At 46.5% G+C, this 15,621-nt stretch carries 15 protein-coding genes; 4 read left to right on the top strand and 11 right to left on the bottom strand.

Annotated elements, in window-relative coordinates; all coding sequences use genetic code 11:
* Positions 1 to 125 precede the first annotated feature (125 nt).
* The gene (locus VV1_RS12405; RefSeq protein WP_011080448.1) at positions 126 to 1,163 is read left to right on the top strand and encodes an extracellular solute-binding protein; all 1,038 of its coding nucleotides are present in this window, start codon (positions 126 to 128) and stop codon (positions 1,161 to 1,163) included.
* Between the two features lie 63 nt (positions 1,164 to 1,226).
* On the opposite strand, the gene cobB is transcribed toward VV1_RS12405, so the two are convergent.
* Both cobB and VV1_RS12395 read right to left on the bottom strand, forming a co-directional pair.
* Positions 1,227 to 1,964, bottom strand: a complete 738-nt coding sequence (gene cobB / locus VV1_RS12400) for a Sir2 family NAD+-dependent deacetylase (protein ID WP_011080447.1) — start codon at positions 1,962 to 1,964, stop codon at positions 1,227 to 1,229.
* 174 nt (positions 1,965 to 2,138) lie between these two features.
* Positions 2,139 to 3,359, bottom strand: a complete 1,221-nt coding sequence (locus VV1_RS12395) for an ammonium transporter (RefSeq protein ID WP_011080446.1) — start codon at positions 3,357 to 3,359, stop codon at positions 2,139 to 2,141.
* 419 nt (positions 3,360 to 3,778) lie between these two features.
* On the opposite strand from VV1_RS12395, the gene VV1_RS12390 reads away from it, so the two are divergent.
* The 3 genes from VV1_RS12390 to VV1_RS12380 all read left to right on the top strand — a co-directional run bounded on the left by VV1_RS12390 (position 3,779) and on the right by VV1_RS12380 (position 6,632).
* Positions 3,779 to 4,384: a hypothetical protein gene (locus VV1_RS12390; protein WP_043921036.1), complete on the top strand. Its 606-nt coding sequence runs from the start codon at positions 3,779 to 3,781 to the stop codon at positions 4,382 to 4,384.
* Between the two features lie 129 nt (positions 4,385 to 4,513).
* Entirely contained in the window at positions 4,514 to 5,119 is a 606-nt protein-coding gene (locus VV1_RS12385) for a hypothetical protein (RefSeq protein ID WP_043921035.1), read from the top strand.
* Positions 5,112 to 6,632 carry a hypothetical protein gene (locus VV1_RS12380; protein WP_011080443.1) on the top strand — a complete coding sequence of 507 codons (1,521 nt, stop codon included), beginning with the start codon at positions 5,112 to 5,114 and terminating at the stop codon, positions 6,630 to 6,632. The genes VV1_RS12385 and VV1_RS12380 overlap by 8 nt, the downstream gene beginning before the upstream one ends.
* A 50-nt stretch (positions 6,633 to 6,682) precedes the next feature.
* Here VV1_RS12380 and VV1_RS12375 read toward each other — a convergent pair whose 3' ends face one another.
* The 9 genes from VV1_RS12375 to VV1_RS12335 all read right to left on the bottom strand — a co-directional run bounded on the left by VV1_RS12375 (position 6,683) and on the right by VV1_RS12335 (position 15,472).
* Positions 6,683 to 7,111 carry a membrane protein gene (locus VV1_RS12375; protein ID WP_011080442.1) on the bottom strand — a complete coding sequence of 143 codons (429 nt, stop codon included), beginning with the start codon at positions 7,109 to 7,111 and terminating at the stop codon, positions 6,683 to 6,685.
* Complete coding sequence (locus VV1_RS12370; RefSeq protein WP_011080441.1) at positions 7,095 to 8,153, bottom strand: formate dehydrogenase subunit gamma; 1,059 nt, start codon at positions 8,151 to 8,153, stop codon at positions 7,095 to 7,097. Before VV1_RS12370 ends, VV1_RS12375 begins: the two co-directional genes overlap by 17 nt.
* 14 nt (positions 8,154 to 8,167) lie before the next feature.
* A complete protein-coding gene (gene fdh3B, locus VV1_RS12365) occupies positions 8,168 to 8,776 on the bottom strand; it encodes a formate dehydrogenase FDH3 subunit beta (RefSeq protein WP_011080440.1) in 609 nt (202 codons plus the stop codon).
* A gap of 11 nt (positions 8,777 to 8,787) precedes the next feature.
* On the bottom strand, positions 8,788 to 11,643 hold the full coding sequence (locus VV1_RS12360; protein WP_011080439.1) for a formate dehydrogenase subunit alpha: 2,856 nt from the start codon (positions 11,641 to 11,643) through the stop codon (positions 8,788 to 8,790).
* A 12-nt stretch (positions 11,644 to 11,655) separates the two neighbouring features.
* Positions 11,656 to 11,856, bottom strand: coding sequence for a twin-arginine translocation signal domain-containing protein (locus VV1_RS12355; RefSeq protein WP_011080438.1), 201 nt, complete (start codon positions 11,854 to 11,856; stop codon positions 11,656 to 11,658).
* Between the two features lie 62 nt (positions 11,857 to 11,918).
* Positions 11,919 to 12,539, bottom strand: coding sequence for a TorD/DmsD family molecular chaperone (locus VV1_RS12350; RefSeq protein WP_011080437.1), 621 nt, complete (start codon positions 12,537 to 12,539; stop codon positions 11,919 to 11,921).
* 9 nt (positions 12,540 to 12,548) lie between these two features.
* Complete coding sequence (locus tag VV1_RS12345) at positions 12,549 to 14,207, bottom strand: 4Fe-4S dicluster domain-containing protein (protein ID WP_011080436.1); 1,659 nt, start codon at positions 14,205 to 14,207, stop codon at positions 12,549 to 12,551.
* A 229-nt stretch (positions 14,208 to 14,436) separates the two neighbouring features.
* Positions 14,437 to 15,024: a DUF3306 domain-containing protein gene (locus tag VV1_RS12340; protein ID WP_011080435.1), complete on the bottom strand. Its 588-nt coding sequence runs from the start codon at positions 15,022 to 15,024 to the stop codon at positions 14,437 to 14,439.
* Positions 15,014 to 15,472, bottom strand: a complete 459-nt coding sequence (locus tag VV1_RS12335; RefSeq protein ID WP_011080434.1) for a DUF3305 domain-containing protein — start codon at positions 15,470 to 15,472, stop codon at positions 15,014 to 15,016. The genes VV1_RS12340 and VV1_RS12335 overlap by 11 nt, the downstream gene beginning before the upstream one ends.
* Between the last annotated feature and the right edge of the window lie 149 nt (positions 15,473 to 15,621).

Raw genomic sequence — 15,621 nt, 5'->3', positions numbered from 1 at the left:
CGGAAAGCTGCCTATTTTTTTACTTAGCTGATATAATCCGAGGCTGTTTTTTCTGGCGATACCTCATCGTCAGTTTTTATATAACCACCTGCCCTTTAGGGCACGCTGATATGAGCGGAACAGTAATGAAAAAAGCACTGTATACCGGCGCATTGTGTGCTGCTACTTTTTTTTCAACTTCTTCATTTGCAGCAGATCAAGAACTGTATTTCTACAACTGGTCTGAGTATATCCCAAGTGAAGTGTTAGAAGATTTCACTAAAGAAACGGGTATCAAAGTCATCTATTCAACCTACGAGTCTAACGAGAGCATGTACGCAAAGTTAAAGACTCAAGGCAGTGGCTATGATCTGGTCGTTCCTTCTACTTATTTTGTTTCTAAGATGCGTAAAGAAGGAATGCTACAAAAAGTGGATAAAGCCAAGCTGTCTCACTTTGCCGAACTAGACGCGAACTATCTAGACAAGCCATTTGACCCAGGTAATGACTACTCTATTCCATACATTTGGGGGGCGACTGGTATTGGTATCAATGTTGACATGCTGGACAAGAGCTCAGTAAAAAACTGGGGAGATCTTTGGGATACTCAGTGGGCTGGTCAATTGATGTTGATGGACGATGCACGTGAAGTGTTCCACATCGCGCTTTCAAAGCTGGGTTACTCGCCAAACACAACCAACCCTGACGAGATCAAAGCCGCGTATGAAGAGCTGAAAAAACTGATCCCGAATGTATTGGTGTTCAACTCAGATTTCCCTGCCAATCCCTATCTAGCGGGTGAAGTTTCACTGGGTATGCTTTGGAATGGCTCTGCGTACATGGCCCGTCAAGAAGGTGCAAAAATTGACATCATCTGGCCTGAGAAAGGTGCAATTTTCTGGATGGATAGCTTAGCCATTCCAGCGGGTGCGAAAAATACTGAAGCCGCACACAAGATGATCGACTTCCTTCTACGCCCAGAAAATGCGGCAAAAATTGCGATGGAAATCGGTTATCCAACCCCTGTGAAAACCGCTTACAAACTGCTCCCTAAAGAGTTTGCCGAAGATCAAAACATCTTCCCTCCACAATCTGTGATGGATAATGGTGTGTGGCAAGACGAAGTCGGTGAAGCCAGTGTACTTTACGATGAGTACTTCCAAAAACTCAAAGTAAATAACTAATTTTATTGGTTAAAAAGAAAAAGCGGCTGTGGCCGCTTTTTTTGATCCTTCTTTCAACGGGCATTATGCGCTTTCAACGTTACTCTCTAAATGCGCAAGCAGCTCCTCGACCAACTTAGGCACTTCAACACTCGCCTTACCGTAGCGTTTTTCCACAAACTCACTTTCGATCGCACTGGGTTCAAGGTTAATTTCAATCGTGTGTGCGCCGTGCATTTTGGCGTCATGGACAAATCCGGCGGCGGGATAAACCACCCCGGACGTGCCAATTGAGATAAACAGGTCGGCGGTTTCTAACGCTGAGTATATCTCCCCCATTCTCAGAGGCATTTCACCAAACCAAACAACATGAGGACGCATCTGCGATGGCATCTGGCAACAATGACAAAGATCCCCTGTCAGAATATCCCCCGTTTCCTCAATCACTTGGTTTGAGACACTGCAGCGAGATTTGAGCAACTCACCATGCATATGAATAATATTCTTGTTACCACCACGTTCGTGCAAATTATCGATGTTCTGAGTCACGATCGTTACCTGACCGTCGAGCTCCGCTTCGAGTCGGCCAAGTGCGAGGTGTGCGGCATTCGGTTCTATATTAGGGTCTTGCAGTTTTTTACGACGTTGATTGTAGAAGTCTTGGACTAAATCGGGGTCTCTGGCGAAACCTTCCGGAGTTGCGACATCTTCAATACGATGGTTTTCCCACAGTCCATCTTGTGCTCGAAAGGTTTGAATACCTGACTCTGCGGAAATTCCAGCTCCGGTCAATACGACGATATTTCGATATGGGAAGTTCATAACCTATCCTTGTAGTTCTTTTGTCACAGCTTACCACTGAACGAAAAACAACAGTAGTTATGAGGATTAGACCATAGTCTTAAATATTCGGAGTAAGATACGGTTTTGAGAGATAAGGCAAAAATGGAGAGAAAAGAGCGACGCAATGCCGCCGCCCTTATAAGAAGTTTGATTCTACTCAGCGTTAACGGAAGAGATCTTATGAATAGCTAAGTCTGCGCCATTAAATTCATCTTCTTGAGAGAGTCGCAAGCCGCTGAGGCGGTTAATCGCACCATAGACAATACCAGCGCCAATCAGAGCAACCGAAATGCCCAAAAGCGTACCCAAGAGCTGAACGGTGAAACTGACGCCCCCTAGCCCACCGAGTGAGGATTGGCCAAAGATGCCAGCTGCAATACCGCCCCAAGCGCCACAGACACCATGAAGTGGCCAAACACCCAACACATCATCAATTTTGGTTTTGTTTTGCAAGTAGGTAAACAAGTAAACAAACAGAACACCGGCGACCGAACCCGTCACCAAAGCGCCAAGAGGATGCATGAGATCCGATCCTGCACACACAGCGACCAATCCTGCAAGTGGTCCGTTGTGAATAAAGCCCGGGTCATTTTTGCCAGCGATGAGCGCGGCGACAATCCCGCCCGCCATCGCCATCAGTGAGTTCATTGCAACCAAACCACTGATGCCATTCAGTGTTTGTGCAGACATCACGTTAAACCCAAACCAACCGACGCACAGGATCCACGCTCCTAAGGCGAGAAAAGGAATATTTGAAGGGGCAAAGTTAGTGTGTTTCCCTGCACGCACACGTCCTCGGCGCATGCCTAAGAAAATCACCGCAACCAGTGCAATCCATCCTCCGACACCATGCACAACCACAGATCCTGCGAAATCATGGAAACCGACACCAAAGGTGGCTTCAAACCAAGCTTGAATACCGAAATTTCCGTTCCAAATAATGCCCTCAAACAGAGGATAGACAATCCCCACGGTGAAGAATGTCGCAATCAAAACGGGATAAAAACGCGCTCGCTCGGCAATACCCCCCGAAACAATGGCAGGAATGGCTGCAGCAAAGGTCAGCAAGAAAAAGAACTTCACCAACTCATAGCCGTTACCTTGAGCTAACGTTTCCGCATCGGCAAAAAAATGCGCCCCATAGGCGACCCAATAGCCGATAAAGAAGTACGCCAAAGTGGAAATGCCAAAATCCGCTAAGATTTTAACCAGGGCATTAACTTGGTTTTTATGTCTCACCGTTCCAACTTCTAAGAAAGCGAATCCGGCGTGCATAAGGAACACCATGATAGCGCCAAGCAATAAAAATAAGGTGTCTGAACTTTGTGTCAGGGTTTGAACGGCTCCGTGAACCTGACTGGCAGTATCGCTCATTATTCGATCTCTCCGTTATTTTTGTAGTGCACTTATCCTGTGCATCAGTAAAGTTTGATATCACCATGTTGGTGAGAAAATACGTCGAATGTGAGATAGAGCAAGGAGCATTCCAATTATTATCAATTTGATAAATAAATTCTATCCAATTGAATATACGTAATTTATTTCACTAGCAGAGCGATACTTAGCTCGGGATAGAACTTGAATTGAAGTAAATGTGCACTTTATTAGTTCAGTTGCACCAAAAGAAAGCGCACCTTCTGCGTGCAACAACAATCGGTTCACGTTAAATGCCATCATTCGGCTTTGATACAAACACGATAACACCTACTAATAACGGTATAGAAAATCATAATTATCATTATTAAAATCATCTACTTACACTGCATGCTTCTTAGTTTACTTGAGGCATAACAATGACACGCACTCTAATGACAATGCTAGTTGTAGCCAGCATTGCTGGTTGCAACTCATCCGACGATAGCCGTTCTACATCCCCTTCCCCAGCTTCGGCAACGCCATCCATTCAAATTGAAAAAACAGATGAGCTGATTGCAACACTAAAGAGTCAGAAAACCATTAACGACCAGCTAATGGTGATTTATGAGCGCTATGAGCCCTTGTTAGATCGCTCTGACTCCTTGACAGGACCAGATACTAACCAAGATGGCATTCGAGATGACGTCGAAGCGTTTATTGATGCGTTAGAAGTAGCAGAGCCTGTTCGTAATGTACTTAAGCAAAAAGCTCGGTATAGCCAAGAAGCTATCAGCCACGACTTTGAAAGTGCCACTGATGAAAATGAAAGGCTTTCTTATAAGATATCCGAGAAGTATAACAAGGTTCTTGCTTGCTATGACTATTTAAAAGTTCCCGTTGAGGATAGTACGCAAATTTCTCGAACAGTTAGAGCGTTAACGTATAACACAAAGGCAAGAACTTTAGCTTACTTAGCATATAACAGATTGTTGAGCGGCACTGGCTCTACGCTGCTTTCTCCAGAGGAAAAATATTGTGAGTGAGAAGTTGGCACCAACTGTGCCTTCAATTAGTTAATAACGAATTCTAATTTCCTTATAGAAAATCATAATTATCATTATTAAAATCATCTACTTACACTACATGCTTCTTAGTTTACTTGAGGCATAACAATGACACGTACTCTAATTACAATGCTAGTTGTAGCCAGCGTTGCTGGTTGTAACTCATCCGGCGAAAGCCGCTCTACATCACCTTCCCCAGCTACGGCAACGCCATCCATTCAAATTGAAAAAACAGATGAGCTTATTGCAACACTAAAGAGTCAGAAAACCATTAACGACCAGCTAACGGTGATTTATGAACGCTATGAGCCTTTGTTAGATCGCTCTGACTCGTTGACAGGACCAGATACTAACCAAGATGGCATTCGAGATGATATCGAAGCGTTTATTGATGTGTTAGAAGTAACAGAGCCTGTTCGTAAGGCTCTCAAAAAGGACGCAAGAAGCACTCAAGAAAATCTCCACTATGACTTTAGTGATAACACAGAGGAAAATGAACACAAAGCGCTTGAAATAGCAAAAGAAGATTTTAAAGTTATCGCGTGTTATGAATTTGTTGGAGTTCAAGTAAGGGATATTACTCAAACGTCTAGGACGATCACTGCCTTAACCTACAATACTAAGGAACGCACACTTGCTTTTCTTGCCTATAATCGATTACTCAATGGCTCTGGGGGAACACTGCTGAATCCGGAGGCCAAATATTGTGAGTAAATATTTTGCTTTATCTCCATTACTGCTATCTCTTCTGTCGACTGAAGTAATAGCAAGTTCTTGCCAAATTCAAGGTTACACTATCGCTTTTTTTAACGGAGTTGCAACCTCACGAAAAGAAGCATCTTTGGGATTGAAAGAGATAAAAAGTACTCTTGCCATCCAACAATATCGAGGTCAACCGGTTGAATACGCTCTGTTCTACAACGACTCCAATTACAAAGAAAGGGGGATTGATGTACTAGCCGACTTTGCTGAGACCTTCGATCAACGAACTAACGAGCTGGAGCAAAAGCAGTTTGAGCGATGGGAAGCTTTTTGGGATGTCGTAAGCGGTAGAAATAACAGCCCAATCATTAAAAAAATTGACTCACTAGTAAAAGGTTTCCTTGCCTTCGTGAATGATACCTTAAGCCGAGGTATCAACGAGATTATTCATGAGTTTTTGGAAGGTTTGGCGTCTTTGGCGGGGAGTGATATCAACACTGACGAGGTTCGAATGAAACATCGTCTTCGTAATGACTCACAGACTTGGCAAGGTAAAAAACTGATTTATTTGGCCCATTCACAGGGCAACCTTTGGGTAAATGAGTCATTCCATTATGTCAATCAGCGTTTGGGCTATGATGAAACGAATATTAAAGTTATCCATATTGCCCCCGCTTCTCCGACGCTTAACGGCGACTACATTCTATCGGACAAAGATCATGTCATAAACGGATTGAACTTTACTGGAATTGGTTCAGTACCGTTTCCAAACATAAGTATCCCGACAAGCGATAAAGATAGTTTGGGACATGGATTGGTGGAAATATATCTTACCAATCAACAAACCAAACAGATGATCAAAGACGCGGTAGACAAAGCGCTGGATAGCGTCAAATCTCCAGCAATGGAAGATTACTTATTTGATATTCGCTTCGAATACTCAGAAAACTACTTGAAAGCGCATCGCCCACCGAAAATTGCCTTTGTCGACAGTTTAGAAAGCAGGGACTATTGTGGCTTATCGAACGTAGATTATTTTTTCGATTTCTATGGTGCATGTGGTAACTACTATCGAGCGGTTGAAGATGCTGGTAGTCCTTATATCACTAGTGAGAGAGAACTTGTTGTCTCCAAGAAGAACCCTGTACTTATTCCGCTCACCATACCTGATGGCCAACAGCCGTATCACCTTCAAGTGCAAGAATGCCTTGCTATTCCGCCAGCGGGATCTTTTCTGTTGGGTGAAATTGCAGGCATTTACGATCTTGAAGCGCCCTTCGATCTTACCGCTAAACTCGTGGTTACCGATCGATTTGGACGAGAGTATGATATTGATGACAGAGATGTCAGCCCGCACATAGAAGGTGGGTACCTTAAGTGTGCTGGTACCGGGTCTTTCAGTGAACTGGTAGCGATACAATCTGGGTATAGCGATGATGAAAAACGGTACCTTAAGACCGAACAGCTTACTGGTACGTATGAGTTGAGTGCACAAAAAATCTGGCATCATTGCGGAGGACATTGAAAAAATCCCCTCAGTTGAGGGGATTTTGCTATTTCTCGGTTTGCTCTTTTCTATAAGTTTGGACCTGTCGATGGTCTATGCGGTTGATTGTTGCTTAGCTGAACCATGCCTTGGTACATGCGCAAGAACCAAACCAATATCGCTAGCGCTGCAAACAGCATACCCACGTAGGGAATCGCGTAGGCAACGCTGTTGAGTACATTGTCCAAAACCGTACTGTTGACCCAGTATTCACTGACGCCGACCAGTACACCGTTCGAGGTTGCTACGGTGACGATCAAGACAACGAAAAACGTGAGATAAAGGAAGAAGGTTCGAATTAATCCATAGTAGTGTGAATTAACAACGTCACCATCTTGGTTTTTATCCAATCGATACCCTGCATAAACAATCGCGATAACACCAGAGAGTAAGAAAGTAAATGGTGTTAAACAGCTGAGGATGTAAGCAATCCAAATACCCTTATGAGGTTTGTTCACGATGACCTCCTACCTTCGCTTGCTCGTTGGTGCTAGAGGGTTGAGAGCCGCTCTGCTGCTCTTTCTCCATCATTTCTGCATACCACAAATCATGATGTTCTTTAGCCCATGTTTCATCCACTTCACCAGTCACCATGCCTTCGAGTGCCCCTTCCATGCCAAACAAGCCAATGTAGATATGGAAGATAAATCCGCAGATAAGGATCAAAGCCGAAATCATGTGCACAAGGTTAGAAAGCTCCATATCACGGCGTGTTTGACCAAAGATTGGGAAATCTAGGATCAGGCCACTGGCCGCGACAAACACACCAAAGAAAATCAATAACCAGTAGATCGCTTTCTCACCACCGTTAGAAAAACCTGCCGATGGATGGGTGCCTTTGTGTTTGCCTACCATGCCACCGAGCTTCATAAACCAACGTACATCCGTCATTGTTGGAATGGATTTACGCCACCATTTCAGCAAGATAAAGGTCAGCAAAATGAAGAACAATGGCCCCATGTAGTTGTGGTATTGCTTGGCAAGCAGAATAACAAAACCCCAAATTTCAGAAGGAACGTAAGGTTTTAAGAAGTGCTTACCATACACCAACATCAAACCGCTAAACGCAAGGGTGAGAAAGGTAAACGCCATGCTCCAGTGAAGCGCGCGATCCCATCGTGACCAGCGTTTGATCTTTTTCCCTGTGCGAGGTTTGCTGAGCATCAAAGGGCCAACAAACACATACGCCATGATCACCATCGCAATGCTGCCAAAAATGGCGATTGCTCCGGCAGGCGACATCCATTTTTCTTTTAACAGATACCAAGTTTGACCTGGGGTACTGATAAGCACGCCGTGCTCAGGAAAGGTCGACGTGGTGTAACCCGCCTCACCTGCCCTAACTTGACGCCAAAAATCGGCCCCGGCTAATTGCGTCATTTCCGTTTGATCGACAGAGTTCTCTTTTTCTTGTGCCACCGTGGTAAAGCTTAAGGTCAACAGCAGTACTGTCCAAAAAGACAGTACTGCAAGAGAACCACGTTTAAGCGCTTGTAACATGACTCTCTCCAAACTTAGCTGCGAGTTGCATCGTAGGATAGATCTTCACCGTTGGTCCAACCGGCCTCTTTTGCACCACGTTCCACGACACGTTGACGGAAGATGTCGGAGATTTTCTCTGCATCACCTGCCAAGAGGGCCTTAGTTGAACACAGCGAAGCACACATTGGCAGTTTGCCTTCTGCGATACGGTTGGCACCATACTTCAGACGCTCTTCTTCTGAGCCCGGTTCGGTGTTTGGACCACCGGCGCAGAAGGTGCATTTGTCCATTTTGCCACGCTCGCCAAATGAGGCTTGTTTCGGGAACTGAGGCGCACCAAATGGGCAAGCAAACAGGCAGTAACCACAACCAATACACAGATCTTTGTTGTGGAGCACAATGCCATCTTCGGTATGTTCAAAACAGTCTGCAGGACAAACCGCCATACAAGGGGCATCGGTACAGTGCATACAGGCCACTGAGATGGAGTTTTCGCCCGGTTCACCATCGTTCAAGGTAACAACGCGGCGGCGCTGAATGCCCCACTCTAATGCGTCGTCGTTTTCATTTTTACAAGCGGTCACACAACCGTTGCATTCGATGCAGCGTTTGGTGTCGCAGAGGAATTTCATTCTAGCCATTTCAAGACTCCTTACGCTTTACGAATGTTACAGAGGGTGACTTTGGTTTCCTGCATCTGAGTGACAGGATCGTAACCGTAGGTGGTGGCGATGTTTGCTGATTCACCAATCACGTACGGATCCGTACCTTCTGGGTACTTGTTGCGTAAGTCTTCACCTTGGAACTTGCCGCCAAAGTGGAATGGAATGAATGCCATTCCTGGTCTAACACGGCGTGTCACCATGGCTTTAACATGAATACGGCCTTTCTCTGCCCCTTCAACCCAAACCATGTCGCCATCTTTGAAGCCCAAATCGTTGGCGTCTTTCGGGTTTACTTCCACGAACATTTCTTGCTGCAGTTCTGCCAACCAAGGGTTCGAACGGGTTTCTTCACCGCCCCCTTCGTATTCCACCAAGCGGCCAGAAGTGAGGATGATCGGATACTCTTGCGACTTATCTTGGTCTTGAATCGACTTATACAGCGTTGGCAGACGGTAGATTGAAGCTGCGTCATCCCATGTTGGGTAATCGGCAATCAAATCACGACGTGGCGTGTAAAGAGGCTCACGATGCAGAGGCACACGATCTGGGAACTCCCACACGATAGTCCGTGCTTTACCGTTACCAAAAGGAATACAGCCATGCTTGATGGCAACACGCTGGATACCCCCTGAAAGGTCGGTTTTCCAGTTTTTGCCTTCCGCGAGCACTTTCTCTTCTGCAGTCAGATCGTCCCACCAACCCAGTTGTTTTAGCAGTTTGTCACTGAACTCTGGGTAGCCATCTTGAATGTCACTGTCTTTCGAGTAGCTGCCATCGGCCAGCAGACTCTTGCCTTCAAACTCAACGCCGAAACGTGTACGGAAGGTACCACCACCCTGTGCAACAGGTTTCGATGTATCGTAAAGAATGTGGGTTCCCGGGTGCTTCATTTCTGGAGTGCCCCAGCATGGCCACGGTAAACCGTAGGTTTCACCATTCGCCGGTCCGCCTTCTGCTTCCAACGTAGTTTTGTGGAAGGTGTGCCAATTTTGTTGGTGTGCTTTTAAGCGTTCAGGGCTTTGGCCAGTGTAACCAATGGTCCACATCCCTTTGTTGAACTCACGAGTGATGTCTTCAATCACGGGTTGATTGTTAACAACGCGAACGTTTTTAAACAGTTGATCGGCAAAACCCAGCTTTTTGGTCAATAGATACATGATTTCATGATCGGGTTTTGATTCAAACAGCGGTTCGATCACTTGATCACGCCACTGGATGGAACGGTTTGACGCCGTCACACTGCCATGCGTTTCAAACTGAGTTGTTGCAGGAAGCAAATAGACACCATCGGTGCGATCGTTCATGACGGCTGCGACGGTTGGATATGGGTCGACAATCACCATCATGTCGAGTTTTTCCATCGCCTTCTTCATTTCTACGCCGCGGGTTTGCGAGTTAACCGCGTGGCCCCAATAGAACATGGCGCGAATGTTGTCGTTTTGTTCGATACTGTCTTTGTTTTCCAGCACACCATCGATCCAACGAGACACCGGAATACCCATGTTGAACATCGGCTGTTTGCCGTTGTACTTGTTCTGGTCAAAGCGGTTTTTCAACCAGTCGAAATCGATGCCCCACACTTTCGCCCAATGTTTCCATGAGCCTTCTGCCAAGCCGTAGTAGCCCGGAAGCGTGTGTGACAACACACCAAGGTCTGTTGCGCCTTGCACGTTATCGTGACCACGGAAAATGTTCGCACCGCCACCGGACTTACCTAAGTTGCCCAGCGCCAGTTCAAGCACGCAGTAGGCACGCGTGTTGTTGTTACCCGTCGTGTGCTGAGTGCCGCCCATACACCAAACGATACAACCCGGACGATGTTCAGAAAGCAGTTTCGCTGTTTGGTAAACGTCTTCTTCGCTTACACCGGTAACACGCTCAACTTCTTTCGGGTTCCATTTCGCCACTTCAGCGCGAATCTCGTCCATACCAAATACGCGTTGGCGAATGAACTCTTTGTCTTCCCATTTGTTATTGAATACATGCCACAACACGCCCCAAATAAACGCGACATCGGTACCTGGGCGCAGAGAAACATAGTGATCCGCTTTTGCTGCGGTGCGTGTGCGACGAGGATCCGCAACGACGATCTTACAGCTGTTTTTCTCTTTGGCGATGAGGATGTGCTGCATGGCGACTGGGTGGGCTTCGGCAGGGTTTGAACCAATGAACAACATCGACTTACAGTTGTGCATGTCGTTGAAGGAGTTGGTCATCGCGCCGTAACCCCAAGTGTTCGCTACCCCAGCAACCGTGGTGGAGTGACAGATACGCGCTTGGTGATCGACGTTGTTGGTGCCCCACATCGATGCCATTTTACGGAAGGTGTACGCTTGCTCGTTGTTGTGCTTGGCACTGCCCAGCCAGTAGACAGAATCCGGGCCGGATTGCTCACGAATTTCCAATACTTTGTTGCCGATCTCTTCGATCGCTTGATCCCACGAAAGTTTTTTCCACTTACCGTTTTCCAATTTCATTGGGTACTTTAAGCGACGCTCACCATGGCCGTGTTCGCGTAATGCCGCGCCTTTGGCACAGTGACCACCAGCGTTAAATGGGTGATCAAAAGCTGGCTCTTGACCCGTCCAAACACCGTTTTGCACTTCTGCATAAATACCACAGCCTACAGAGCAGTGAGAACAGATGGTGCGTTTTACTTCGATAGGTGCGCTCGCATCGACACTTTTCGCTTCCGCTTTACGGATCATTCCTGGCGCAAACAAGCTTGCTCCAGCAATCGCGCCACCAGCAGCGAGTGAACTATTGCGCATAAATACACGACGGCTAATGCCAAGCTGTTTTTGCTCTTTCGTGACGCTGTCTGAGCGTTTGATTAGTTTCATTGACGATGGCTCCTACAGAGTTTCGTAATAGTCGCGGATATGCTGAGTTTCGTGATATCCCTTTTTCTTCGCCTGTTTTTCTACAGGAGTAACTTCTGAGGCTGAGGCCACTTGTGTGGTGCCAGCAACGACGGCGCCTGCTACTGCTGCCGTGGCGATACCTTTCAAAAGGTCACGACGGCTTTCGTTAATCTCATTTTTTTCTTTCATCATTGCTTCCTTACCTGTCAGGTAGATTTTTGGAGGCTTAAGCCTCTCTAAAAGAGATCGCTTGGCTAATCCGCCAAGTTTTTAATCTCAATTTTTAATTTGGTTTTGTTGTCCGGCGTGATTTTCGTTAAACGCACTTTTTCCAGATTGAAAAATGCGCCGAGCAATTGGCTAACCGCTAAGTAAAATCCGGCGTGTTCGGCTTGATCGATTTGCTTGGTGAGGGAAACATACCAAGTCGCAAGGTGGCGGTTGAAAAACGCCTGTTGCTGCGCATCGGTCTGTTCCATCAGCGCCGCCATCACTTCACATAAGGCTGAAATATGATCTTCCGGCTCTTTGACATGCTCCTGGCGTTCAAAGCCAAGGCGAGCAAGATCGGTACGGATCTCGGCCAGTGGTTTTTCCATCAAAGAACCCGTGAGGTGCCAAGAGGCAAATGGCACCACTTCCCCACGACCAATTCCGATAAAAAGTTGTTGGTACTCTTCTTCAAGCTCTGCGTCGGAATAACGGTTCGAGGCCGCTTTCAATTGCAACCACGCATTTTGCATTTCACTGCCATCCGCTACGGTGTCTAACAACGTCAATAGCTCAAGCAATGCTGGAGATGGAGCTTGGCGAAATAGCGTCGATAGCAGCAAATAAATATCGGCTCTTAATGACGATTCTGGTTGGATATCCATTCGTGTGCCCTAGTAATTCAGTTGGTTTTCTGGGTTTACCGCCATCGATTCAAAAACATCGATGACACGGCAGTCTTCACACATTGCAATGCGATTAAGCGCTGCATCATTCGCAAAGTGAGAGTGACCACGTAACTTATCTTGTAGCATAGTGATCATGGACTGAGGCGCGAAAGGCTTATGACAACGCAAGCATTCCGCGGCTTTTTCTTGATGGATCACCACCGCCGCTTGACGGCTCTCTTTATCCCAATTCATACGAGGAGTTAGTGTCAGCACTTGCTCAGGACAGGCTTTGGTGCACAAACCGCATTGCACGCAATCTTGCTCGACAAATTGAAGCGAAGGGCTTTCTCCATCGGTGTGCAAAGCGCGAGTCGGACAAACCGCCACACAACTCATGCACAAGGTACAGCCCGTTGTTGCACAAGACACGGCGCCATAGGGAGCATGACTGGAAAGAGCGACGATGTTTTCTACTGGTACACGCGAGGTTGCAAGCGCATCGAGTGCAGTAAATAATCGTTGACGTTTGTTGCCTTGCAAATCGCCAAGAGCAAGGTCGAAATGTTCAGTACAGAGGACTGGTGCACCTTCCATCAATGATTCGAGATAGAGAATATCGATACACTCTTTCGCAATGCCTAATTGACCAAGTAGCTCTTGTGCGATCGCGACTTCGCTATTCAATACGCGCTGAATCGTTGCGGGCATGCGGCGACTTGCAGCAAACAAGACTTGCGTTGCACCATTAACGAGCGCAGCAAACCAACTATCGATGCCGACAGAGGGCAGATCTTCCACCACAATCGGAATCACATTGTCGGGTAGCGCCTTGAGTGCCATGACGTTGTACATTTCATGACGTTCGCTGCAAATCAGGATAATGGGATTCACACCACCAACGCTTTCATAGTTCGCCAGCGTTCTTTCAATGAACTTTTGTGTCTCTTGCGGATTAGGTAATGCGTAATGAATGGCTTCTGTCGGACAACTGGTGGCACATGTCCCCACCCCTTGGCAGAGATACGGATTGATCTCAATTCGATGCCCTGTTTTTTCGGAACCTTGGCTGCTTAACGCACCAGCCGGACAAGCATCAACACAACGCTCACAACCTTTAACGCCACGGGAACTGTGCGCACACAGATCGGTATCTAAGCGGAAATATTTTGGCTTATCGAACGTGCCCATTAGGGTTGGAATTTCTTGCAGGGCATCCGTTAGTTTTGGATAGCCACGCCCAACAGGATAATAGCCAGGGACCGGCACCTCTTCCGACATGAGGCCGTTAAGTGATAAATCCAGAACCACATCAAAAACATCGTGATTGATGGCCACCTTCGCCAGATTCAAACGTTGGCCTTGGTTTTCAACCAGCACCGTAAAGGTGCCCAAAAAACCACTCAACTGAACGGAATCAGCGTAATAGATTTGTGCATCGCCTTTCTCGCCATCGGTTGAAAGCAAAGTTAGCGAAGTCATTTGACTCAATTGTGCGGCTGCACTTTGAATAATGGCACTAGGGCCGACGATGAGTGTATTACCACCGCTTTCATAGCTCACGGTAGGCGGTATCAGATTCCCCAACTCAACGGTGTTTTCAAACGCATAGAGTCGCGCTTTGCCATTGGTTGAAGTCGATTGCTGTAATAGTTGTTTTATCATTGCTCTGTTCCACACTGGCCAACACTGCGAAGGATTGGCAGGTCATACTGATAATTCAGTTATTGTTGTGGAGCATTAGCAAGTGCTATACCAACTTTTATACGCTTATTATTCAGTCGGTTAGCGTAGGATTTGTTGGGTTTTACGGCACTATCGATGACGAGAAATTCAATTGGGACATTTTGTCCCAATTGAATTTTCCCATCCCGCGTCAAAATGTACCTATTTTTTATGTGGGATATTTTGTCTCATCTAGCGTTTCATTTGCAGGAAGATCGGATTGAGATAAAGTCAGGGCTTGAGTCTCAGATTGCGTTAGCGTGTCACTGTTCGCCTCAATACTTTCATCGTTATCAACGGCTACTGAACCATCCAATGTGCAAGGTGCACTTTCTGGCTCGGCCTCAGTCAACGCTTTCTCTACTGGCTTCATCCATTCTCTTAACGTCTGCGCCACATTGGGTGCGAGAGCACCAATAGAAGACTTATAGTCGTGATCGTAATCATTGAGCCTATCAACCACGTTAAACTCTTCACTGTGGAAAAGCTTACGCAGTGCCGCTTTTTTTACTTCTTGCGTCGCTTCACTGGCCAACAGCGCTGAAATAGTAGGTTCTTGCTCCGTCTGCTCATCAGCACCCTCTTTTTTGCCACTTGTCTGGTTCGAGAGTAATGCGCGGTCTTCTTCGACAGCGTTTTTCTGCTCATCGGTGAGCGACGAGTGCGCTGCGATATCTTCATCGCTTTGTTTTGGCTGCTTTTGCCTATCTCCCGCTAACTTACGAGAGGACCAGCGAGAGAAAAAATCAGTTGCCACTTGCCCGCCCCGCGCCTTTGCGTTTCTTGCGGCGCTCTTCTAATAACTCGCCATGACGGCCGATAAACGCTTCCATCCATGCCTGAATTGGCAATGGCATCTCACAAGAAAGCACTAAATAGTCGCCATCCATATACTGGCCAGCCACCGATTGTGATGCCGAGATGGTTGTGATCTTTGGCGTTTCCTCTACGTTCTCAAGCACAACGAAGAGTTTCGGGTTTTGAGAACTCAAGTTAAAACGGTAGTCGGTTCGCTCGTCACGGAACAACTGAAGCGTGACGACATGGCTATGGTGGCTTTCTGGCTTTAACTCAAAACCCGTTAACTGCCACTGTGTGGTCACCCAAATACCAGTGGCAATTTCATGGGCAACGAGGTTGCAGCCTATAGGCCAAAGGTATTCATTTTTTTCTATATTACTTTGTGCGTCTATTGAATTTGACATGGTCCACCCATCATGTTGCTATGCGTTTGCCTTTAAACATACATTAGTCCTATTCGAGGCCTTGGTGCATACTTGTTGCGTCGCTTTGTGCCGTTTAATAGCAAATTCTAAGCCAAGGTTATAAAGCGAATGTTTCCATATGTAACATG

The sequence above is a fragment of the Vibrio vulnificus CMCP6 genome, from assembly GCF_000039765.1.
Lineage (GTDB): Bacteria > Pseudomonadota > Gammaproteobacteria > Enterobacterales > Vibrionaceae > Vibrio > Vibrio vulnificus_B.
Note: the sequence above shows the minus strand (reverse complement) of the source record. Positions and strands in the feature narration are given on the sequence as shown.